Annotated in this window: 22 protein-coding genes; 13 read left to right on the top strand and 9 right to left on the bottom strand. The window is 49.7% G+C overall.

Annotated features, from left to right (window positions below; all coding sequences use genetic code 11):
- Positions 1-236: 236 nt before the first annotated feature.
- Together ACAW75_RS04540 and ACAW75_RS04535 are read left to right on the top strand one after the other, a co-directional pair.
- Positions 237-641 carry a hypothetical protein gene (locus ACAW75_RS04540; RefSeq protein WP_370727488.1) on the top strand — a complete coding sequence of 135 codons (405 nt, stop codon included), beginning with the start codon at positions 237-239 and terminating at the stop codon, positions 639-641.
- A gap of 25 nt (positions 642-666) precedes the next feature.
- Positions 667-1,653 carry a hypothetical protein gene (locus ACAW75_RS04535; RefSeq protein ID WP_370727487.1) on the top strand — a complete coding sequence of 329 codons (987 nt, stop codon included), beginning with the start codon at positions 667-669 and terminating at the stop codon, positions 1,651-1,653.
- 66 nt (positions 1,654-1,719) lie between these two features.
- Here ACAW75_RS04535 and ACAW75_RS04530 read toward each other — a convergent pair whose 3' ends face one another.
- Entirely contained in the window at positions 1,720-3,000 is a 1,281-nt protein-coding gene (locus ACAW75_RS04530) for an AlbA family DNA-binding domain-containing protein (RefSeq protein ID WP_370727486.1), read from the bottom strand.
- A 935-nt stretch (positions 3,001-3,935) separates the two neighbouring features.
- Here ACAW75_RS04530 and ACAW75_RS04525 point away from each other — a divergent pair.
- The 3 genes from ACAW75_RS04525 (at position 3,936) to ACAW75_RS04515 (ending at position 6,301) form a co-directional block, all read left to right on the top strand.
- On the top strand, positions 3,936-4,268 hold the full coding sequence (locus tag ACAW75_RS04525; protein WP_370727485.1) for a helix-turn-helix domain-containing protein: 333 nt from the start codon (positions 3,936-3,938) through the stop codon (positions 4,266-4,268).
- A 95-nt stretch (positions 4,269-4,363) separates the two neighbouring features.
- A complete protein-coding gene (locus tag ACAW75_RS04520) occupies positions 4,364-5,221 on the top strand; it encodes a hypothetical protein (RefSeq protein ID WP_370727484.1) in 858 nt (285 codons plus the stop codon).
- A 78-nt stretch (positions 5,222-5,299) separates the two neighbouring features.
- Entirely contained in the window at positions 5,300-6,301 is a 1,002-nt protein-coding gene (locus ACAW75_RS04515; RefSeq protein WP_370727483.1) for an AlbA family DNA-binding domain-containing protein, read from the top strand.
- A gap of 220 nt (positions 6,302-6,521) precedes the next feature.
- On the opposite strand, the gene ACAW75_RS04510 is transcribed toward ACAW75_RS04515, so the two are convergent.
- A complete protein-coding gene (locus ACAW75_RS04510; protein WP_370727482.1) occupies positions 6,522-8,981 on the bottom strand; it encodes a TonB-dependent receptor domain-containing protein in 2,460 nt (819 codons plus the stop codon).
- A gap of 387 nt (positions 8,982-9,368) precedes the next feature.
- Entirely contained in the window at positions 9,369-10,247 is an 879-nt protein-coding gene (locus ACAW75_RS04505; protein WP_370727481.1) for an SMP-30/gluconolactonase/LRE family protein, read from the bottom strand.
- Positions 10,248-10,477: 230 nt separating this feature from the next.
- Here ACAW75_RS04505 and ACAW75_RS04500 point away from each other — a divergent pair, with 230 nt between their 5' ends.
- The 5 genes from ACAW75_RS04500 to ACAW75_RS04480 all read left to right on the top strand — a co-directional run bounded on the left by ACAW75_RS04500 (position 10,478) and on the right by ACAW75_RS04480 (position 14,447).
- The gene (locus ACAW75_RS04500; protein WP_370727480.1) at positions 10,478-10,702 is read left to right on the top strand and encodes a hypothetical protein; all 225 of its coding nucleotides are present in this window, start codon (positions 10,478-10,480) and stop codon (positions 10,700-10,702) included.
- A 79-nt stretch (positions 10,703-10,781) separates the two neighbouring features.
- Positions 10,782-11,678 carry a phosphogluconate dehydrogenase (NAD(+)-dependent, decarboxylating) gene (gnd, locus tag ACAW75_RS04495; RefSeq protein WP_370727479.1) on the top strand — a complete coding sequence of 299 codons (897 nt, stop codon included), beginning with the start codon at positions 10,782-10,784 and terminating at the stop codon, positions 11,676-11,678.
- Positions 11,679-11,825: 147 nt separating this feature from the next.
- Positions 11,826-13,178: an OmpA family protein gene (locus ACAW75_RS04490; protein WP_370727478.1), complete on the top strand. Its 1,353-nt coding sequence runs from the start codon at positions 11,826-11,828 to the stop codon at positions 13,176-13,178.
- Positions 13,179-13,251: 73 nt separating this feature from the next.
- Positions 13,252-14,139: a S1 family peptidase gene (locus ACAW75_RS04485; protein WP_370727477.1), complete on the top strand. Its 888-nt coding sequence runs from the start codon at positions 13,252-13,254 to the stop codon at positions 14,137-14,139.
- Positions 14,140-14,198: 59 nt separating this feature from the next.
- Entirely contained in the window at positions 14,199-14,447 is a 249-nt protein-coding gene (locus ACAW75_RS04480; RefSeq protein ID WP_370727476.1) for a hypothetical protein, read from the top strand.
- Positions 14,448-14,569: 122 nt separating this feature from the next.
- Here ACAW75_RS04480 and ACAW75_RS04475 read toward each other — a convergent pair whose 3' ends face one another.
- The 3 genes from ACAW75_RS04475 to ACAW75_RS04465 form a co-directional block, all read right to left on the bottom strand.
- Positions 14,570-15,841 (bottom strand): MFS transporter, encoded by a 1,272-nt coding sequence (locus tag ACAW75_RS04475; protein WP_370727475.1) that lies wholly within the window; start codon positions 15,839-15,841, stop codon positions 14,570-14,572.
- 176 nt (positions 15,842-16,017) lie between these two features.
- Positions 16,018-16,863, bottom strand: a complete 846-nt coding sequence (locus tag ACAW75_RS04470; protein WP_370727474.1) for a M12 family metallopeptidase — start codon at positions 16,861-16,863, stop codon at positions 16,018-16,020.
- A gap of 410 nt (positions 16,864-17,273) precedes the next feature.
- Complete coding sequence (locus ACAW75_RS04465; RefSeq protein ID WP_370727616.1) at positions 17,274-17,660, bottom strand: M12 family metallopeptidase; 387 nt, start codon at positions 17,658-17,660, stop codon at positions 17,274-17,276.
- 252 nt (positions 17,661-17,912) lie between these two features.
- Between ACAW75_RS04465 and ACAW75_RS04460 the strand changes: the two genes are divergently transcribed.
- The 3 genes from ACAW75_RS04460 to ACAW75_RS04450 all read left to right on the top strand — a co-directional run bounded on the left by ACAW75_RS04460 (position 17,913) and on the right by ACAW75_RS04450 (position 20,898).
- Positions 17,913-19,610, top strand: coding sequence for a fatty acid--CoA ligase (locus ACAW75_RS04460; protein WP_370727473.1), 1,698 nt, complete (start codon positions 17,913-17,915; stop codon positions 19,608-19,610).
- 115 nt (positions 19,611-19,725) lie between these two features.
- Complete coding sequence (locus ACAW75_RS04455) at positions 19,726-20,214, top strand: metallophosphoesterase family protein (RefSeq protein WP_370727472.1); 489 nt, start codon at positions 19,726-19,728, stop codon at positions 20,212-20,214.
- A 72-nt stretch (positions 20,215-20,286) separates the two neighbouring features.
- Positions 20,287-20,898 carry a methyltransferase domain-containing protein gene (locus tag ACAW75_RS04450; protein WP_370727471.1) on the top strand — a complete coding sequence of 204 codons (612 nt, stop codon included), beginning with the start codon at positions 20,287-20,289 and terminating at the stop codon, positions 20,896-20,898.
- 18 nt (positions 20,899-20,916) lie between these two features.
- Here ACAW75_RS04450 and ACAW75_RS04445 read toward each other — a convergent pair whose 3' ends face one another.
- Genes ACAW75_RS04445 through ACAW75_RS04435 form a run of 3 tightly spaced genes read right to left on the bottom strand, consistent with a single transcriptional unit; the run spans position 20,917 to position 23,167 of the window.
- Positions 20,917-21,663, bottom strand: coding sequence for a hypothetical protein (locus tag ACAW75_RS04445; protein WP_370727470.1), 747 nt, complete (start codon positions 21,661-21,663; stop codon positions 20,917-20,919).
- 12 nt (positions 21,664-21,675) lie between these two features.
- Positions 21,676-22,248: a phosphatase PAP2 family protein gene (locus ACAW75_RS04440; protein WP_370727469.1), complete on the bottom strand. Its 573-nt coding sequence runs from the start codon at positions 22,246-22,248 to the stop codon at positions 21,676-21,678.
- Between the two features lie 46 nt (positions 22,249-22,294).
- The gene (locus tag ACAW75_RS04435) at positions 22,295-23,167 is read right to left on the bottom strand and encodes an FHA domain-containing protein (RefSeq protein WP_370727468.1); all 873 of its coding nucleotides are present in this window, start codon (positions 23,165-23,167) and stop codon (positions 22,295-22,297) included.
- Between the last annotated feature and the right edge of the window lie 78 nt (positions 23,168-23,245).

Here is a 23,245-nt window from a genome sequence, read left to right as displayed (position 1 = left end):
AAAAACCGGGATAGAGCGGTCTTAGCTGCCCTACGGGGAAACACAACCAAAACCATTCACTTTATCACTAACTGGTTCTACTACTGTTTAATGCAGAGTGAGCACGAGCCGCCCGACGTAGTAGAAATCTTTAGTCCGCAAACACGGTTAGATTGCGTTAATGTCCTTGATGAGGACGTAGAACTACAAGTCGTCCCTGAGGGCATCTACGACTTTCTGTTAAAATAATCTGATACATGGCCAGAGCAGTACAAAAGATAATCTTGTCGGTAGAGGTGCAACGTAGGCTCTTAATGGCTATACGTTCCGGCAAGATTGACTTAGTTGCTTTTCCTGAGATGAAGCCAGATCGGGATGAATCGATAGAAATACATATTGATGAATCTTCTTTCACCCAAGATGAGATTGAATACTTTCTTAATCTCTGTGTTAAAATGAAATCCTTTCCTCAAACGGCAACAGTGCTGCCGACCAGAGAAACTAAGATAGCATTATTGAAAGCCTGTAGTGCTGGAGTTTTGAACCTAGCAAGTGTGCCTCAGCTAAACGAAGCATACCAGAATAGCGCGGCTGATATTTCAGCTTTAAGTGAAGAAGACTGCAATCTATTAGTTAGAGTAGCACGAGCTCAGAGAAGCTAGAAGCCATCTTTTTAAAATACAAGTAATGACAGAAAAAGAGTTTAATTCATTTACCGAGGAAAAGTTGCTGGAAGGATGTCGAGCTTGTTTTACCAATGCGAAAGTTCACTTTGACTGTGCACAGCGAATAGCCGAATCAGACCACTACGGTATGGCCTCTTCTCATTTGATTTTGTCGGTGGAAGAAGCGATCAAAGGTTTTGTGTTCTGGGCAAAGATTTTTAATCTAACTATGCCTGAAAAAGTGGACCGTTACTTTTCTCAGCATGAACCACGACATACAGCAGCTCGTGAGCTTTATGGAATCTTCCGTGACTTAATGGAAGCTCAACAAGAGATGAAAGCTGTAGTTGCACGCCTTGGCACCTCAATGGTTCAAAAGCATATAATAGCAGGTACGACTTTAGATGAAGCCTTTGTTAAGTCAACGCTTATCAAAGACTTAGCCCAAGAAATTACACTTGAAATAGGAAGAATGCTTCTTGAGAAGCAAGCGAATGTTAATATCGAACAAGAACGTATTGACAGGAAATGGTGGAAAGCAGCTAATAACCTTAAAAATAGGGGCTTCTATGTTGATTATGATGTAAACAAGGGTTGGATTTTACCAGAGAATATAGCAGAAGGTGAATATATTGACAGTTTGCAACGAGTTAGCAATATTTTAGGCTCTCTTGAACGACTTGGTGAATTAAATATGGAATCGATCAATCAACTTAAAATGTACATTGCTATGAGTAAACCGACACCCATCGAATTATACGAGGTGTCCCCCAATGGTACCAAAATCGATATTATTTATCTGACTAAAGTGCCTCTGCCAGATGGTAGTGGTTTTGAGTATTTAGTTGAATTTAAGGAGATGGAATTTTTAGAGAAAATGGAAATTGGCCGTGTTGGACTGATTGACGGTAAGTTATGGCTTTTTGATGTTACCGCTCAAATTACGTACAAAGGAATGCTGCTTTTAGCAAACTGGATTGAGGCGAATTTGGAAGAGGATGAAGAGTAGTTGAAGGCTTAATATGTAAGATCATCCACTCTGTAAGAGGCTCTTGACCATAATATTACTTAGTATCTAAGTTCTGTCGATTACTTTGATTACCATTTTATGTTCAATCGGCCTTCGTAAGTTCTTTCCGTATATAGTTAAGAATATGCTTATTTCTTTTCCAATTAAAGTTGGAAATATGGCTAGACGTAGCGGCTTCTCGAAGACCTCATGTGGTCGTAAGTGTGGTAAATTTCCTATATGCTGATTATAGGTATAAAGCCCTGCATTCTTTTCTCGTAATTTAAAAGTTAATTTATCCCACTCTTTGACAGGATTTAAGACGCTGTAGTTGAATTGTTTTACGTATAATGCCTCAGCTATGCCGAAACTATCTGCTTCGGTTATATCTATTTTTACTAAGGTGTCTTCTAAATATTTCGTTCCTTCATTGTGGATAGTAAAATTTATTCTCTGTGATCTATTGTTAAAAATTTCAACAAGATCTTCATCCGCGTAAGTTTCAGTGATATTTTTTAGGTTCTCTTTAAGTGTATCTGTGGATCTCTGTTGATAGCTAGTAAACCCATGAAGCAAATCAGTTGTAGATATGTGCGGATTATCTATATCTCCAAAACCTTTACGGTAATCATTCATCCAAGATAAATCAATACCGCCTAATTTAGGCTGAGGTGTATTTTTGAGCCTTTCTTCATCTTCAGCTCTCTTTTGTTTTAATTGTTCACGTTCTTTAATTATACCTTGAATTATTTTTGTATTCTCTTGAGAAGGTAAAACAAGGTCAAAAATTGGAACTAATTCTATTGTGCTTTTGCCATTAGTTCCGGAGAAATATGCTTTAATCTGATGGTTAAATTGAGAGCTATCTAAACGTTGTTCAAAAATCACGTCAATATCTCTACGCATAAGTGGTAATGTTGTAGTCCCCTTACGTATAAAACTTTCTCCTTTTTTTCGAATTTTGTCGCCATTCCCAAAATCCTTCTTCATCATATAAGGCTTGTCATTGGTTGGCTCAATCTTGAATATACCAACGAGTTGGTCTCCCTTAAAGCGGTACGGGAGATAATCTATTTGTAGATCAGGCTCAATATTATCTGCAACTAGCTTTTGATAGGTGGCTGAGTCTACAAATTCACCCTCAGGAATTGGTAGTACTGTGAAAGTATTATCTGGTTTCTTTTTAACACCAGTTATTATAAGTCGCTCCTGGTCACTATTGGCGTTAGCCATGGCCAGTACGTCTTTCAGAAGCTCATGAAACTGTTCTTTTTTGTACTGAATTGCTTTGAAATCGAGCCGGGTGTTCTCTGACTCGAACTCAATTAGGTCTTCTACACTGTTCATGAGAGAATTGTAGAGTTAAATGATTTATCAACATTATGACTAATTTATCATTCTTAATAATTATGTGATCTAGTGTGAAGCGCTGTGTTATGCTATGTTTTGCTCCTTATTTATACCTTGATTTCTTATGAATCACAATTGATACACGTAATCTGTTGATTGCCAGTACATAAAAAGCCAGTCCTCATCATGGGGCTGACTTTTTGGTTTATTAGGTAAAAATAATTAAATCTACTAGCTGGTGAACAATCACGAAAAAGCCGCCCGATTACTCAGGCGGCTTCTTTTGATTGGTGTGATAGGGCGGCTATTAGCCAGCCCAACGTCCTTCTTAGTGGTTTGGAATCTCTTCTATAAAGCAAATGAATAAACAGGCATACGTATTACCACAAGTAGGACGCCACACACAAGCCATTCAACACAGTATTACTTTCCATTTTCTCGATCAGTTTAAAGGTTGGAACTATTTTGTCTTTCATCAAGTCAAGCAGCACTTTCTTACCCAGGTCTACGATAAAAAACGTAAATGGGCCTGAACAAACGGAATTAACACAGTCACTATCCCATAAGAAACCAATTGCCAATTTCTTTGAGCGATTTACGCTCACGGCAAATAAACAACTGTCCTTTTCATTTTGGTTCCCACAGCCGTTTCAGGCTTGTATACATGCGGCCTGTCTCCTGCACCACGGTATTGTTCAGGCTAGTACTCTAATAGTATTCGTACAGATTGTATCCAGTCATGGATACTTCATATAAAGCCATTGAACAGATAAGTAATTCTAAGAAAAGGTAGTGTATTATAAGGGATGACCAAACAGTAAGTACGGTTTGTGGGGACCTGTGCACGTTGCTTGATTAGAGCTTAGGCAAATACTTACACTTGGCATAGTGCAAATCAGGCATTAATCTTACGCTTATAGCACTAACAAAGCTTGTTTATACGCCATGTCCCCACAGAGCACTACACCCTCACAGTCGCTCGAAAAGCCAGGAAGATGACTCAGACTGAATTAGCTAGACGAGTTGGACTGCAAAGCTCATACATATCTCAAATTGAGAGTAATGACAAAGTACCAACCTTGCAGACGCTGGAAGCGATATGTTATGTACTTGATATTCCCTCAGGTGTAATCCTGTTGAAAGCAAAGATCCAAGAGAACGTTAGCGAAGAAGATCAGGACGCATTCGGCACGCTGATTAAAGCCCTTGACACGCTTTACTTTAAGCCTCAACAAAAGACCAAAGCTGATCTAGAAGCCGCATAATTAGTGCGGAACCTGATTTGATCGAATACAACGAAGCCCCTCGCGGTAAATTAAGGGGCTTCGTTGTATCTTACCACGCCCTAACTGCCACCTATATGCGATTAATTTATCTGTTGTTGCTTACCATCTCATTAGTCGTACCTACCACTGCGCAGACGTCGAAACGGCCATCCGTAGACTCTATTAAACTGCGTATATATCAACTTGAAAAAATATACCAGCACCGGACTGACTCGCTTCAACGTGAACTGGTCTACTTCCGTGCTAAGGAAGATTACTTTGCGAATGCCGTTTCAGACCAGGCCAATTTCTTTCTAGCTGTTTTCGGTAGTACGTTGACAATACTTGGAATTTTAGCTGTATTTGTCAATTTGGGCTACTTCCGTATACAGTTTAAAGCTCTCAAAACGGATTATACCGAACAGGTGAACGAAACCATCAGGCGATTAGAAGAAAGTAACAGTCTAAGTGTTGAGCGATTAGAGGAGTTGCAAAAAAGGGCAGCTAATGAGAGTGCAGAAATCAGAGTACATTCTGCTTCGACTCTACAACAACTATCCTTAATATTGACTACGTTGGGTAATCAGGCAGCTGCTGATAACCGCCTCTATAGTTCATTAACTCTATATGCTCTGGGAGCCTTGACACTCATAAAAGCTCATGAAGTTGACCCAACTTTTTCTACTTTGGAGGAGACCCAAGAGCGCGTTGAGAAGGCGCTTTCATTGCTCATGAGCCTAATGGAGATGTTAGAAGAGTCACCTGTTGATACCACAACACTCAACGGAAAAGTTGCCTTCGCCTCGTTTACTGCGTTTTTTGACAATAACATCTTTAAAGACTTAATACTGAGTCTTAATAGTCAAGCTGTAAATGAGTCACTGTATGAACTAACACGAACAATTAATACTCATATTTCCACCGAACTTGAGAAACAAGCCCAATCTGCATAAACACGGCCTAAAGCACTAAGCTAATCAGTTAATCAATGAGCCGTTTTTATATACTTTCGACTGAATTAAACCAGCGTTATGGCATCCAATTATTGTGAAACCCATTTAGGTAAATCAATTTATAAGATTAGCAATCAAGAAATCACTGATTTCTTCTTAGCCGAAGAACGCAATGAGATGCTTACTCTTGAATTCAAATCATATGTTCAACATGATAATAACCACAACATTAGATCCAAAGAACAGGCAATTCTCAAAACGATTTGCGCTTTTCTAAATTCTAATGGTGGATTGTTGATTTGGGGCGCTCCTGCAGAAAAAACTAATGCAAGCGGACAGAAAGTATGCATAGGCCCTCTTTCATTAGTTGAGAAACGATACAGCCGAGATGAGTTTGTTAATAAGATCTCAACCAGAATCGATCCTTTAGCGGTTGGAGTTCTTTTCGAATCTTTTGAGATAGAGCCAGGCAAATTTGTTTACATCTTCGATGTGCCTGAGAGTCCAGGCAAGCCCCATCAAGTAGAAGGTTGCTATTACGTTCGCCTTGATGGGCAGACCCGTACAGCGCCCAATTATTTTGTAGAAGCACTTTTCAAGCAAATAAAAAGACCAGCACTAGATTGTGAGTTGATTTGTGACAAGTCTTTCCCAAGTACCAAAGCTCCAGCTGGTGATGCATATCGTCATCAGGATACTCTGCGGATTGACTTTCTGGGAACCGTAAAGAACCTAAGTGACGGAACCGCTGAACAACAACTCTATTGTCTTCTAGAAACTGACTGTGGAGAACTGATTGGTAGGGATGGTATAATTGTGGGCTCAACTTACTTTGCTGAGGACGTTCGCGGCATTCTACCCATGAAATTGGATTTCACGTTTGTGCAACAACTGATAGTACCAGCTCACAGAATACAAGCACAACCCGTCATAACTTTAACTCTAACTGTTGGTGGTTTGCTGTCGAAACCAGTAAGAAAGAAGTTTACTTTTTCAATTCACGTTACTGAGTTGGACAAATATGAAAGGCCTGACAAAATCGAAGTGTCCCTACTTACAGCAACCATTGATACCCTATAAGCTTTGGGCCAAGGCTGTGCTACGAGTACGTCAAGCGTAGCATCGAGGTAGACTGTTTACGTTGAGTTTTGCTCCTTATTTGTATCTTACAATATCCTTGTTTTATTTATATTTGGTTAATCTATTGATTATCAATGTATAAAAAAGCCAGTCCTCATAGCGGGACTGGCTTTTTGGTTTACTTAACCTAAACTAATCAAAAAAATCTTCAGCCATGCGCTTAACTACCCGACTGCATACGGTTTTTGAGGTCGTCGGCACCGGTGTTGCGCTGGCGGGCGGCTTTCACGTTCTGGTTGCCAAAACGGTAGGTAAACGACGCCCGGACCACACGGCTTTGCCAGAACGATTTCACCGAGAAATCGATATCCTGGAATTTGGCTACGCCAATAAATCGGTTTGTCCAGAAGAGGTCATTCAGGTTGAGGCTAAACCGACCTTTCTTTTCCCAAACCTGTTTCTGTATACCGATGGAGAGGGCCCCCTGCGGCTGGAATTTATAAAAACCGTATACCCCCGCGCCATTGTAAAAGCCGCTTACTTCGACCGATAGCGTTTTGCTAACCGTCAGGTTCTGGCTGCTATACATGTTCCAGGACGTTTGCTGGAGTGTAACCAGCTGATCGTTGTAGAACGTTTTGTAGTTGTTATAGAAGGCCGACAGGTTGGTCTGCATCTGCCACCACTTGGTCACTTTCACGGGGAAGCTGATCGTCAGGTTTATGTTGTCCTGATGATCGATGTTCTCGCTGGTGACGTATGTTTTGTTTTCGGCCGGCAGCTGGTGCGGTACTTCGCTGATAATGGCGTCGCTGATGCGGCTGTAGGCCAGTGTGGTGATGAAAGCCTGTTTGAAGGTGTGCGTCAGCTGGAAGGAATGCGTAAACTGCGGCTTCAGGTTCGGATTGCCCTGCTGGTACGTATACGGATCCAGGAAGAAAATGAACGGGTTCAGCGTCTGATAGTTGGGGCGGTCGATGCGGCGGCTGTAATTCAGCGAGATGGCGTTGTTGGTATCTAATTGCTGAGTCAGAAATACACTGGGAAACAGATTGGTATAGGTACGTTCCCTGACATCATTCAGCGTGACCGAATTGCCGACCGAATGCGTATGCTCAAGGCGAAGGCCCGTCTGCAACTGCGTTTTCTTGCTCAATTTGGTGCTATAGTTGACGTAAGCAGCCGAGATGTTTTCCGTGTATATGAACCGGTTGGAGCGGGTAGGGTCAACTAACCAGTTATCCGATTTGGTTTCAAAGGTCAGGTCGTTGTCTGACTGAACCCGGCTGCTTTTTAGGCCCGCTTCTACTTTTCCATGTTTGAGCGGATGGGCATAATCTATTTTTCCAACCAGGATCTGGATGGCCGATGGCATGGCGTTGCGCACTGAATCGGGGCGGCCGCTGAGCGTTCCGTCGGGGGTGAAATACTGCGTACCGAGCACATTGCGCGACCGGCCATTGTAGGTGACGTAATCAATATCAGCGCTCAATTCCCGGCCTTTATCGTCAAACTGGTGTTTGGCGTTCAGGTTGTAGTTACCGTTGTTCAGTCTGTTGCCCACCATACCGACGGTGGTGAAGCGGCGGGTCACGGCAAACTGCTCGTTCAAAATATTGGTGTTGCTCTCTGAACTGGGCTGCTCCCAGGATTCGGCAAAACCGCTGAAGAGTGCGCCTACCGTGGTTTTCTTCGACACCGACCAATCGACCCCTGCCTTGAAATTGTGGTTTTGACTGCTGCTGAACCGGCTGGTGTGCTGATCGAAGTACGTGACATTACCCTGGTAGGGAATCCGGCGGTAGATGTCGTTCCGGTTGAAATTATTGTACTGACCGAAACTATAGGTGCCGAATAAATTGATTTTCCCTTCCCGGTGGTTCAGGTTGAGTGAGGTCGATGCGCGCCCCCGTCCGTTGGGTTGTAGCGTCTGCCCGGCGCCAACCGTGAAGGTGCCGTTGGTGCCAAAATTCTTGTTCTTTTTGAAACGGATATTGATGATGCCCGAGTTGCCCGCCGCATCATATTTGGCGGATGGATTGGTAATCACTTCCAGCTTTTCCACATTATCGCTGGGGGTGTTGCGCAACAGGTTCATCAGCTCCTGGGTGGATAAGTACGAACGTTTACCGTCTATTTCCACGATCACGCCACTTTTACCCCGCACCTTGATTTCCTCATTTTGCTGATCGACCGTCACACCGGGAGCTTTCTCGAGAACTTCGAGCAGGGTGTTACCCGCCGCCACGGCACTGTTTTCCACGTTCACCACCATCCGATCGACCTGCTGCTCGATGAATGGGCGTTTGGCGACAACGGTTACTTCGGCCAGTTTACGTTGTTGTTCAGCCAGTTTCAAGGCTGGCAGTTTTATGGTGGTGTGCTCGGCATCTACAGCGAATGGCTCACTATAGGTTTTAGCGTAGCCGACCTGCTGAGCGGATAGTCGATACTGACCGGCGACAATATGCTCGAACAGGTACGTTCCTTCTGCGTCGGCAATGGCGCCTTTTACCAATGTTGAATCGCTCGCCTTGACAAGCAGCATAGTAGAGAAAGGAAGCGGCTTGTCGGTCTGATCGATGCACTGGCCGGTAATAGTAGCCTTAACAGCCTGCTGAGCCTGGCTGTTGGTAGTTGCGAACCAGTAGAAAACGGAGAGTAAAATGAGTAGTCGCATACAGAAGGTGGCGTGTGGCCGTTAATGATGTTGTAAAACAAAGGTACTATGCACTACATAGTACCTGATCTTACACGAACGGTGTGTTGCCCTGTTCAATGGCTTAAGATGAGAGCCAACCGATAGCTACAGTCAATCAGAACGGGATTACTCAATAGATGAGGAAGGGGGTCTGATCGTTGCATGGAAGCACCAGAAAAATTTAATCGGCTGTTGGCGAGTGGTACTGGTAGGGGTATCGGCCATAAAAAACCCGCTCAGGAGTAGCCGAACGGGTTTAGTCAGGAAATCGGGCGAGTAGGGTCAGCTAGTCTGGTCGCTACCAATTAGCGGGACGTACCCAAACAGGTTGTCGGACCATAGACGAGGTTGACAGACACAGCGGGGTTATTCGACGCGGTAGGCGACTACCGTATTTCTGGAGAAGGTTGGTACCAGCAGCAAGTTGCCCTGTTTAATATAAGTTATATCGGCCGAGTTTATCTTATCGCCACGGGTATCGAGCAGGCTTTGTTTTTCGCCGTTTTTAGGAATATAGAATAGCTGACCGTTCCAGTCTGAAACGAAATAGCCCGCTTTGCCATCGGTCACGATGCCATCCGTATTGCCCATGCCGTCGGCCAGTGTGGTCATTGCCCTGGTGGCCAGGTCTAAACGACGTAAGGCGCCGGTCTTCGTACTACCCAGCAGGAGAGACGATTTTCCCTCGGCGAGCACACCGTTTGGCCTGTTGAGCTGTTCTCCCGCCATGAAGATTTCCCAGTTGCCATCCTTCAGCCGATACAATTTATCGAAGCGGTTATCGGTAACGTACACCGTGCCATCGTTGGCGACAGTCACGTCGTTTAAAAACGAATTTTTGGGATCAACGGCGTCGTACGTTTTTTCAACCTGTCCGGTGGCCGTATTGATTTCGACCAGCCTGTACACGTCCGTCACATACAGTTTGTCCCGATACAGCCCCATGCCCTTGGGGGCATTCAGGCCGGTAGCCCAGTGGAGGTTGGTAATTTTGCCGTCGGTAGTCATTTGGCTGATGAAGCCGTTGCCATCGAGGGCATCGGGTTTGCCATCAATATTGGTCACGTATACGATGTTGGCCGCCCGATCATAAAGCACCGATTCGGGCACCCGGAGCGTGGAGTCTGATTCCCAGATTTTTACCAGCTTTTTTGGCTTGGGTTTTGCTGCAACGTTCTGGCCGAGCCCAGCCAGCAGACTGGTGGTCAGCAGCAGGCAGGCAAAGATGCCGGATAGAGTAGACATAGCGAATTGGTTTTAAGAACAAAAAAAGTACAGTTTCCGGCCACCGCCAACTGCACAGCCAGAATTCCATCCATTGGTGATCCATTCCGACCCGTCCACTAACTGCGCCTCACCACCCACGGGTACCCGTATTGGCTAAGCCCAGATTAAAATTGACTGGCAGGCATTTTTTAATAAACCTTCTCACTATGACCCGGTTAAAGACCTGCTACCTTCTAAATCAAACGCCCATGTTTACCCAACAAAACCAATCGAGTGTGGCCTCTTCGCTGAAGGCAAGTATTCAGGACCTGGCCCGGCTGAATCAGGTGTATAATCCTTCTGATGAACTGCTCTGGGCTTTTTTCAACGCCCGTGTACTACTCGATCAGCCGATTGAAGTAGATGATTTTGTGGTACAAACCATGCTGGCCGGCGAGCCTTACGGACAGATTCCGACGGTTGCCGTGGGATAAATGCCGGGCTATGCGTAACATTACGCGGCTTTCCGGGGCTTTTCCGGCATTTAGTTTCATTCCACTCTCCGTCTGTTTTATGCAAATTGGATTTGTTGGCCTTGGTAAAATGGGCTTTAATATGGTGCTGAACTTACTGCGCCATAAGCACGAAGTAATTGGTTACGACATCAACGAAGCGTTGGTGAATGACATAAAGGGAGAGGGCGCCCAGGGCGTTTTAACCCTGCCCGATCTCTGTAAGGCGCTCGAGGGGCGGCGTGTGCTCTGGCTAATGATTCCGGCCGGTCCGCTGATTGACCGGGTTATTGACCAGCTGTTGCCCCTGATCAGCGAAGGCGATATCATTATTGATGGCGGTAATTCACATTATCAGGACACACTCCGGCGCTACGGGATGCTGAAAGAAAAAGGCATTAACTACGTCGACTGTGGTACAAGTGGTGGTATGGATGGCGCCTTGAACGGGGCGTGTACGATGGTTGGTGGCGACCCGGAAGTGGTGGCGTACATCGATCAGGTATTTAAAGATATGTCGGTTGAAGACGGTTATCTTTATACCGGTCCGGCGGGGAGTGGCCACTTCACCAAAATGGTTCATAATGGCATCGAGTATGGTATGATGCAGTCGATTGCTGAAGGATTTGAAGTGCTGGAAAAGAGCCCGTTCCCCTACGATTTCAAAGCCGTGGCTAAGATGTGGAACAATGGTTCAGTCATTCGGAGCTGGCTCATGGAGCTGACCGAAAACGCGTTCACGAAAGACGCCAGGTTAGACGGTATCCTGGGCCGGATGCACTCATCGGGTGAAGGAAAGTGGACGCTCGAAACAGCACTGGATATGGGTGTTCCAACGCCCGTCATTGCCCTGTCGGTACTCATGCGCTACCGGTCGCTACAGGAAGATACCTTCTCCGGTAAAGTTGTGGCCGCCCTGCGTAACGAATTTGGTGGCCACGCAGTAGATAAGAAGTAAGACTCGAGTTTCAGGTGTCAAGTTTCAGGTGTCAAGTTTCAGGTATGCCGCCGCGGTTGCCGTCTGAATCTTGACACCTGAAACTCGAAACGTATAACTATTTCCGATAGCACCGGTTGATAGCCTATTCACTCTTCGTAATGAACTATGGCTGTCAATCTGCTAGCTTACCTCTCCGACCAGTTCACGCCCTCGGTCATTGACCAGCTGGGCCAGCGAATTGGCGAAACCCCCGCCCATACCGGCATTGCTGTCAAGGCGATCATTCCAACCCTGCTCGGCGGCCTGGCGCAACGTACCCACAACCTCGCCGATGCCGACGAAATTGTCGATTTCCTTCGGCATACCACCTACACAAAAACAGCAACTCCACTCGATATCGCCCAGGTGAGCGATACCGATGCCGAACTACACGATGCCGTTTCGTCGGGAAGCACTTTTGTTGAGCGGATACTGCCTACGCAGGTTGAGCGGGTAGCCCGCGAAATAGCCCATCACAGCCAGATCAACAGAACATCGGCGCTGAGCCTGATGGACCTGGTAGCGGCCACGCTCGAAGGTGTTCTTGGGCGGCAGTCGCTCGAAAACGGGATGACTGGCTTGAACCTTAGTACATTGATAGGCGGGCAGATCGCCGATATTCGGGCGGGAATGCCTGCCGGTCTGGCGAGTTTGGCGACCTCACTTGGCTTTGATAAACTAGGGGTGCCCGATACCGGCGAAGCGCAGAGCGTGACCACATTCATGAGCACACCCGTTAACCCGGATATTCCAAAAAGTCCGCTGGTTGAACGGGAACGTGAGAATATCAACTGGTTGCGCTGGGCCATGATTGCCGTGGGTGCCCTGATCCTGTTCCTGATCATTCAGAAATGTCGACAACCACAAACGGGGGCAGACGGTGTTTATACCGATACCACGGCCAGAACAGAGCCCGACAGTCGTGAGGACACTTCAGTGGTGACGCGGGCTAATGTGGCCGAATCAAACGGTACGCCGGCAGGTACGTTGCCGGGCGGACCTGCCGGCGCGGCGGCGGCCGCTGCCGAAGAAAAACGGCAGATGGACCTTCCTGGCGGACGCCGGATCAACGTGGCGGCGAATACATTCAACGCCAATCTGGCGCAGTTTCTGGCGGGTAAAGCCAGACCGTTACCGCGTACATTTACCTTTGAAAACCTGACGTTTGACACCAATTCGACCAGGATCACCACCCAGTCGCGGCCCAATCTGACTGATCTGATCGAGATCATGAACGCGTATCCGTCCCTTCAGATCAACATTCAGGGCCATACGGATAATACCGGCGATGCTATTGCCAACAAAAAGCTATCGCTCGATCGGGCCGATGCTGTTCGTTCGGTGCTCACATCGGCCGGCGTTGCCGCCAGTCGCGTCACGACGCAGGGCTTCGGAGCCGAAAAACCGATAGCTACGAACGACACAGAAGCAGGTCGTCAGCAAAACCGGCGAATTGACGTTGTTGTGACGAAGATTTAATTGCCTGTTCCGTGTATCAACGCAGACGCTCGCGTTGATACACGGATTATTTTTGCGACTTAGACTACTACCTATGTTCGCAGACGCGATTGACATCGTCGATCCATTTACCCGCCCCATTCATTCCATTATTCGTCTCTACGGCCACAACGAAGTTATTCCGGGTTCGGCCACCCTCTTTTTTGTCAACAACGAGGCTTGCGCCATTACCTGTAAGCACGTGGCGGAGCTGATCGTCCAGTCTGACTCGATCTTTGGTCAGTTCAATGCATTCCGGGCCGAGCTGCGGCAGTTTCAGCGCGATAAGAACTATGCGCATCTGCTTCAGAAGCTGGAGACGAAGTATGGCTTCAAGGGCGAGACTGTGATCCGGGTACGTAACATGTTCATGAACTGCGTCGATAAGTTCACCGAACTAAAGGTCGATCTGCACCCCACACAGGATCTGGCGATCATCCGGTTCAAAGGGTATGACCGTATTCTGTACAGTAGCCATGCTACCTTCCTGCGCGATAGTAGCCGTGCCCGGCCCGGACGGTCACTTTGCCGGTTGGGGTATCCATTCCCGGAGTTTACTAACTACCATTACAATCCCCAACAGGATGATATAGAGTGGATTACTGAAGGAAGGGATACTACGCCTAAATTTCCCATCGACGGAATTATTACCCGGTTGCTGTCAGATAATGGCACCAACGTGACAGGTATCGAGCTCAGTACACCGGGGCTCCGTGGGCAAAGTGGAGGCCCTCTCTTCGATGTAAACGGGCTCGTTTATGGCATGCAGGCTGAAACGCGACACCTTCATTTAGGCTTCGACATTGAAGGGCGCGACGTGATGGTGAACGGCCGTAAGGCGCGGGTGTCTAACTATCCATTCCTGAACGTAGGAGCCTGTATCCATGTCGACGTGATCAAACGGTTCCTGAGCGAGCATAATGTGGCGTATACAGAAGCCTGAGATAGGGGGGCTTACTAACCAGCGGCTGCAGCACTACCTGTATTGGGTGTGCCGCTCTGGTGCTCACCCTGCTGTTTTACCGCTTCGTTGCTACGGCTACTAGCCTGCTTTTCACCCACCTGCCGGTTGCACAGGCAATCCCCAATTCGTCAGGTACGTATACGTCTGTCGCCATCTACAATCCCGGCCAGGCCGGGTACAGCACCAGCAGTGGCTCGCCGTATGTTCCGGAAAAAGGAGTTGCACAAGGCCTGGTTACGGTAGCCGGAGGAGGCCGGTCAAAAAAGAAGCTACCCCATGAGCCATGATCATGGCAAGCAGCGCTTCGTGGGGCGGGAGCAGTACTACCTGGTTAAAGCTCAAAACAGGGGCTGATGTGAAGCAGATGCTGATGACCTGCAACCAGAGCTAGACAGGTACGTTGCCTGATTTAACTAAGCCTTACCTTGAAGAGATCTTTAGAGCGGGTGTAGATATAGCTCACCACCAGCACCGTAACGGCGCCGCCCGCCAATACCGACCGAACGGTGCCCAGTATACGGGCAGCAACGCCCGATTCGAACGCGCCAATTTCGTTTGATGAACTAACGAAAATGCCATTCACCGCTGCCACCCGTCCGCGCAGATGGTCGGGCGGAAAAATCTGCATGATTGTTTGTCGGATAATCACGCTGACACTGTCAAAAGCCCCGGTCAGCGCCAGCATGACCAGCGAAAGGTAAAAGTTGGTCGACAGGGCAAAGATGATCGTGGCCACGCCAAACCCGGCAACGGCCAGCAGCATATTACGCCAGGCGTTGTGCGTGGGCGGATACTTGGCCATGGTCAGCATGGTTACCACCGCGCCAATAGATGGGGCTGCCCGCAAGGCTCCCAGCCCTTCGGCACCGACCTTCAGAATATCTTCAGCGAAGATGGGCAGAATAGCCACTACGCCACCAAACAGAACCGAAAACAGATCCAGCGAGATGGCATACAACACGATGCGATTGGAAAACACAAAGGCAAACCCTTCGCGCAGGCTGCTCCAGAACCCCACGTCGGTCACCGAATGCGTGGGGACAACGGGATGCCTACTGATGAGCGACAGGAAGATAAAACAGAGTACATACAGGAAAATAGCCGCCAGTAACGTGTTCTCAAAACCGATAGCTGCATAGAGAAGCCCCGCAACGCCTGGTCCCACGATGGCCCCGGCCTGCCAGAACGAACTACTCCAGGTAGATGAATTCGCGTATAGTTCGCGAGGAACCAGAAAAGGTTTCAGCGATGAACTGGCGGGCGAATAGAATCCACGGGCGGTACCGATCAACATGAGCACGCCATAAATCACGGCTAAACGAACGGTCTGCGAAAACTGACTGACTACCGCTGGGCGAAAGGCCGCATACAGGATGACCGATCCCAGCATAATGACGATCAGACTAACCTGAAGAATACGCTTCTTGTCACGTCGGTCGGCCAGATGGCCACCAAAAAGCGAGAGCAGGATGAACGGAATGGCCTCGGCTAAACCGACCAGGCCCAGCGCCAGTGGATCGCGGGTGATTTTGTAGAGTTCATAGCCCAGAATCACTTCCTGAATCAACAGCGTCACCGTGATGAAAAATGAATTCAGGATATAGTAAAGAAAATCGGGAATACGCAGCGAAGCATAGGGGTCGTGCGCGGGGGCAGAAGAAACAGGGTCAGTCGACGACATACAGTAGGGCGTACCACTCCGGAGTGGTACAAAGCAAACGGCCCACAGTATCAGGCCTACAGGTTAAAACCCAAAGTAACGCGTCAGGTTCATTCCTGGTTGCGCAACGTTGACTTTTAGCGGTAAACCAACTACTGTGGACCGGTTAACTACCTAAACGTATCTAAACGAGTCGCCTACGGATACATCGTCTGAACAGTGGCGATGTCCAGCGGGGAGAGGGCCGTGCGGTTGACATCGAAGGTGGAGCCGTCCTTCTTCACCAGCGTGGGCTGGCCGTTGACCGAGAAGCTCCAGGAGTGATACAGCATCACCGAGTTGAAGTCGAAGCCCCCGGGCTGGTCGAAGCCGTCTTTGTTTTGCTGGCCGTAGGTCTGGAAATCCGTCTCGTAGCCGGGCTGAATATTCTGGGTCAGCACCGTGACGGCATTGTCGCGGTCGGCCCGGCTCTGCTCGTGGTAGAGTCCCACCGTATGCCCAATTTCGTGGATAGTGTTTCCCGTTGTGCACCAGTCGGCCAGGGTTACAAACTGCTGGCCACCGATTCGACCGATGTACGATGAGCAGCCCCCGCCGGGTTTGAAGGTGACATAACTGAGTTGAGAAGTGCGTTGGATAAAGCGAATGGCAGTGTTAGCCTCCCAATGGGCCATAGCATCGGTGACGCGCTGTGGATTTGGCAGTGTAGGATCGATGGTGTAATAAACAATTTTGCTGGGCCAGCGCAGGCTCTTGAGGGTGCGCCCCGCTCCCTGCGTGGCATGGTCGGCATCGCCTAATTCATCGGCTGGCAGCATGATGTCGCCCTGCATAAAGGCTTGCCCATTGATGACATGGTAGGAGATGGGCTGTCCCCGGAAAGTAGCTGCCTGAATAGTGCCCGGCTGGTTGGGGAAGGCCACTTCCAGGGGGTGGGCAACAGCCGTAGGAGCAGGCTGGTTGAGTGGCTGGTCGGTTGAGCAACCAATGAGACAAAGAACGGCTAGCGCAGCGCCAGCATGAGTGAGTGAAATGTTGTTCATGGATGTTTGGATAAATGCAGTTGGAAACAAGTGTTATTGCTCAAATTTTAGACCAGAGTTTGGCACGGGTGCCTGTTGACAAACAGATGATATAGCTATTCTGCGCGTATTTATTTACGCGCAAATCGTTTTTTATGCCAATAATAGCACTAACTGAGGCCAAGTAAGAATACTTAATTTGTCTAATATATAGATATAGTAGATATATGCTTTTATGGGTCACTATTTTAACTTAGTGTTTGCTTGAATCAGACTATTGTAACTTTAAAGAGGTGTGTGTTTTAGTCCTCCCGGGTAGAGCTGCTTACCTGAGTTCAGACAGCATCAGGCGCCCCAATTTATTGCCAGCATACGGGCATCCCTCAACGCGAAAAATAACTATATTTTACATCAACTATCTGTTAGTCAGCTTATTGACTTAATCGGTAGGAACGGCTCGATCGTCGCTGAGAAACGTATGTAGCAATCCTTGCGTACCCTTTCAGCGGCGGTCTTGACGACATCGTCTGAACGGTGGCGATGTCCAGCGGGGAGAGGGCCGTGCGGTTGACATCGAAGGTGGAGCCGTCCTTCTTCACCAGCGTGGGCTGGCCGTTGACCGAGAAGCTCCAGGAGTGATACAGCATCACCGAGTTGAAGTCGAAGCCCCCGGGCTGGTCGAAGCCGTCTTTGTTTTGCTGGCCGTAGGTCTGGAAATCCGTCTCGTAGCCGGGCTGAATATTCTGGGTCAGCACCGTGACGGCGTTGTCGCGGTCGGCCCGGCTCTGCTCGTGATAGAGTCCCACCGTATGCCCAATTTCGTGGATAGTATTCCACGCTGTGGACGTGCCTGGTCACGGTACAAACCACTTGCCAACGCGCGGGCCACTCGATAAGATACATGGGTTGACGCCGGCGATCCTGGCTTTTATTAATCAGGCGGTCGATATTGGAATTGTGTTACTTAATCGTTATTAAGTGATAGGGCGTTTGTGATTAGAAAAATCGGTTACTTTCGCCATACATACAGGAACAAGCCTTGTGCTTATTCTCTCTAAACCTTTCACTATATGTCTGTTCGTCTGATTCCCAGGGTATCTACGGCCCATGAGCCTCCGATGCTGATCAAAAACCTGCTGCGACAATCCAATCGCTATGAACCAGATCGGGAGATTGTATACCGTAATCTGTTCAGAATGACTTATCGGACATTCAATGAGCGAGTGCAACGATTAGCCAATGTGTTAACTCAATTAGGGGTTGACGCCGGCGATACAGTAGCTGTGATGGATTGGGACAGCCATCGCTACCTCGAAGCCTTTTTTGCCGTTCCCTGTCTTGGGGCGGTACTCCACACCATCAATGTGCGGCTGTCGCCTTTTCAGATCCTCTACACCATGAACCATGCGGCCGATAAGGTAGTGCTGGTCCATGAAGACTTTCTACCGCTCCTCGACGGTATCCGTTCGCAGCTGACCACCGTTGATACCATCGTTGTCATCAGCGATTCGGTATATGATGCCCGTACGAAAGAGGTAAACCTGACGGGGTATACGGCACCGGCCAATACTACCGGTGAGTATGAGGCCTTGCTGGCGGCGGCATCCGCTACATTCGATTTTCCTGACTTCGACGAGAACGCGCTGGCTACGACCTTTTATACAACCGGAACAACGGGCCACCCCAAGGGCGTATATTTCTCACACCGGCAATTGTTCATGCATACCATGGGGCTTTGTACCTACGTCTGCGGCTATCAGGCGGTGTCGTTCCAGTCGAACACAGATGTATATATGCCTATCACCCCCATGTTTCACGTTCACGCATGGGGTTTTCCGTATCTGGCCACGATGTTGTCGGCGCGGCAGGTTTACCCGGGTAAATATGAACCGGAGCTGCTGTTGAAGCTGATTCTGACAGAAGGGGTGACCTTTTCGCATTGCGTACCGACTATCCTGAACATGCTGGTGAGCAGCCCGGCTGCCAGTCAATTCCGCGAGCAGTTGAGCCGCTGGAAGGTGATCATTGGTGGTTCCGCGCTGACCAGGGGGCTGGCGTCTGCTGCCATGAAAATGGGCATTCGGGTCTATCAGGGGTATGGCATGTCAGAAACGGCGCCAATTATGTCGGTAACGTACCTGAATGATACCGAACGGACCTTGTCCATCGACGAGCAGGTTCCCCTCCTGACGCAGGCTGGGCGTATTGCCCCCTTCATTGAGATGCGGCTGATGGATGAGCTGGGCAATTTTATGCCCCACGATGGCGAAGCGGTTGGGGAAGTGGTGGCGCGTGGCCCCTGGCTGACCCAGGGCTACTGGCAGGAGCCAGAACGCGGCAACGAGCTATGGCGGTACGGCTGGCTACACACCGGCGACGTAGCGAGCATTACCCCCGATAATTGGGTACACATTGCCGACCGGACTAAAGATGTGATCAAAACGGGTGGGGAGTGGGTGTCTTCGCTTGACATTGAGGATTTACTGTCGCAGCTGGAAGGCGTTGCCGAAGTGGCCGTCATCGGCTTGCCTGACGAAAAATGGGGGGAACGCCCTCATGCGATCATTGTCCCTAAACCTGACTATCGGGATAAGCTGCAACCCGAGGCGATCAAAGCCGCCCTGCAGGCACGCGTCGACCGGGGCGAACTGAACAAGTGGTACGTACCCGACCGTATCCTGTTCGTGACCGACATACCGAAAACCAGCGTTGGTAAACTGGACAAAAAACGGATGCGCTCAGACATGAAGGAGGCGATATTGAAATAAAGAAAGTGGGTTTGCTGTTTTTCCTTTACTGGCTTCTGCTGTTCTGCCAATTTGCGTGCCATTGCTGGGGGGAGGAACAGAGGACAGTAAAGGAAAAACGACAGACTACGTTTCTATGACCCGAATTGGACTCATATCCGACACCCACAGCTACCTTGACCCGGCGGTGTTTACTCATTTCGCTGATTGCGATGAAATCTGGCACGCGGGCGACGTCGGAGCGGCTGAGGTAGTTCGTCAGCTGGCCGATTTCAGGCCCTTGCGGGTTGTGAGTGGTAACATCGATTCAGAACGGGATTATCCGGCCAATCTGCGGTTCGAACTGGAAGGGTTCGCTGTCTGGATAACGCACATTGGGGGGGCACCTCCCCGGTATAACCCACTGGTTCGGCCCGAACTGCTGGCCAATACGCCCAATCTGTTCGTTTGTGGGCATTCGCACATACTGAAAGTGGTGCGTGACCCTAAGCTGGCCAATATGCTTTACCTGAATCCAGGTGCAGCCGGGAAAACGGGCTTTCATGTGCAACGTACCTGTATACGATTCACCCTTGATGCCGGCCGGATCAGTGATATGCAGGTTATTGAATTGGGCAAACGCTGAGCCTCCCCGTAGTCGTTTCACCAACTGGTTGCCCTGGTCGGGCTTCTCTGTTTTTGCGTACGTTCTCAGGCTATGACGTTCGATCGGGTCGCTCCCTTTTATGATTTATTGGCCCGATTGGCGTTTGGCCAATCGTTAAGACGGGCGCAACTGTGGGGAATTGACCACATCAGGCCGGGCAGCCGGGTGCTTGTGCTGGGGGGCGGCACCGGTGGCACCTTAGCCCATCTGCTGGCCCGCCAGCCCAGCTATGTTTTGTACGTCGAGGCATCGGCCGTGATGCTGAAAATGGCGAAGCAACGTACCCAGCCCCACGCGCCAGTCGCGTTTGTGCTGGGTACCGAGCGGGATGTACCGGCCATGGAGCTGTTCGAGTATATACTGCTTCCGTTTGTGCTGGACGTGCACCTGATCGACACCCTGACGACGCACATGCTCCCCCGCTTGCTTGCGCATTTGCCCGCCGGTGGTCAGCTGATCGTGACCGACTTCGACCGGCCGCAACGGTACTGGCAACGGGCTTATATGTGGGTGATGCTGCGTTTTTTCAGGCTAACGGCCGGTATTCCGGTGAAAACGTGGACAAACTGGCCCCAGACCTTGTGGCAGGCTGGCCTTGTTGAGCAGGACGTCTGCCTGTTCAGAGCGGGTCAGGTGCGCTCCGGCTGCTGGGTACGTGCCTGATTAGCAATGGCCGTCAGCTTACTCTAAAAACCGCGCCATGGCGTCGCTAATGTCGTCGAGCGTGCTGATGTCGTACCATTCATCTGTGCCAATGTTCAGGTAACGGCCATCCCGTTTGGGCGGCTTTGCGGTGCCTTCGCCGGGAATAAAATCGTGCGCAAAGACAATGCTCATCAGGCTGCGCAGTTGTTCCCAGGGCATGGTCGAACGGCTTTGCTGCTGCTGCCTGATGGTTACCAGCTTAACCGTTCGGGTGGCAAACTGTGCCTGGAGATGCACTTCATCGTCGCCGCTACGCTGGTAACTGAGGTAGCTGAGTTCAAACGGTTTTTCCTTGCCGCCCGCCTCATAAATTGCCTGAATCAACTCCTGAATAGCATACAAAAATGTATTGGCGTCGGTGGGTGTCCCCACGTTGGAACGCCCATTCTGGCCTTTATCGATCGTTACTTCCAGGAAATCATCGTCCTCATCCAGCGCTGTTTCATCGAAAGGGGCCATTTGCGTGGTCGCTACCAGCTTGTCGATAACCGGCAACCAGGCGGCGCCAAGTTGACCCGACCAGGAGAAATCATCGGTGAGCGTGAACCCTTCTCCCACGATATCTTCTTCGTCAAGCTCTTCCCGGTCGGTATAGGTAATGGCGAATTCGATTTGTAACCCACCTTTAGGGTCAGGCCTGGCTGTAAGTTCGTAGAAATGCGTGTAGGGTGCCGGGATCATACCGGCCGATTGAAAGCGAATGTGAAGCGAAGCAAACGACATAGGTCGGTGAGATTATTGGCGAAATGAGTAGGCAGCCCCCGCCAGCGAATGATACAAAGATACAGCGACGGTGGCAGCCAACGTACCCACGCCAGCTCCCGCCAGTATATCGAGCGGATAATGGGCACCCACGTAGATACGGCTGTAGGAGACAACGAATGCCCACAAAAACAGCCATCGAAGGCCTGGGTAACGCCGACCGAACAATAGCCAGAGGCACATAGCCAGGGTAAATGTGTTGGCCGCGTGCGACGAGGCGAAACCATACAGCCCGCCACAGGGCAACACCGGGTGCATCAGCGGTTGCAGGGCCGCTTCATGGCAGGGCCGAAGCCGAAGCGTGATTGGCTTCAGAATGGATGTACAGGCCTGATCACTGGCCGCAACCGCAATAGCCAATGTGAGCACGATACCTACGGCCCGCCCGCCAAAGCGCCAGCCGAGCCAGACAACCAGCAGTATATAGAATGGAATCCAGGTGTTGCGCTCCGTGAACAGGACCATCACCGGGTCGAGCCAGGGCGTGTGAAGACCATGTAGGAAAAGGAAAAAGGTGGTGTCGGCTTGATTCAGGGCATCACGCATGGTGGCGCAAAGATAGCGGATGCGGCACGGTATCGAACAGGCAGCCCTACATGGCTTCCAGCAGGAGCTTGGCCTCTCCGCCCAATTCGATCTGGTCACCGGGTGAGACGGTGTACCCAACGCCGGGGAGATCGGCCCGTTCAACGGTATCGTCGGCCCGAAGAATTTTGGTTTTGTTGCCGTTGGCAGGTAGGCCACCCGCGTCGGCCATCAGTCGGTAGCGGCGGGTAGCGGCATCGTAGCGGAGGGTGGCGTGTTGCCGGCTTACACTCCCGTTTGGCTCGCCCCGTGAGGCATCGTAACCCACTTCGTTCGAATCCAGAAAGGCGATATCGTTCGTACGAACACGCCCGGAGGCGGTTTCAACCGTTCGGCCCCGGCCGATCCGAAAGTCGGTTTGCTGGGCTGGATCGAGAATATAAAATGTTTGGGTCGTTTGGCCTGTCAGGGTTCTCACGCGCATCTTGAGTGGTTTACCCGACGATGGCCGGGTAACCTCCAACCCGATATTTCCCTGTTGATAGGTACAGTCGGCTGGTAGGTCGTCGCGCACAAATTGCCAGCTGAATGTCCAGTCGGGCGCGAGTTTGATGTACTGATCGGCCAGGTGACGGCTTAACTCATTCCGAAAATGACCCGGTTGTGTGGCGTAGAGGGCTACCGCCATGTGGTCTTCCTCGGCCGTATCGAGGCAACGTACCCAGAGTTTTAACCCGGTAGGCAACCCATCCGTTTCGCTGGAGTAGGCCCCCAGTTTTTCGACGATGAACCGATACAGATTTTCGCGCTGCCGGGGCGTTGTTGGCATACCCGACGAAGGGGGCGCGGGTACGTTGAGCGCCGATTCGGCGGCCGCCGTAGTGTCGGCTGGGTACGTTCCTAAACCAAACAACTGCTTTAACGAATCGATGAAGGCCATGGGTATTGGTGAGTGATCGTGTAATTGAGAAATAAAGGTAAACGGGAAGGGATTGGGGAAATAGGTAGCCTCAGGCAC

Source organism: Fibrella arboris (assembly GCF_041321095.1).
GTDB lineage: Bacteria > Bacteroidota > Bacteroidia > Cytophagales > Spirosomataceae > Fibrella > Fibrella arboris.
This window is presented reverse-complemented; position numbering and strand designations above follow the sequence as displayed.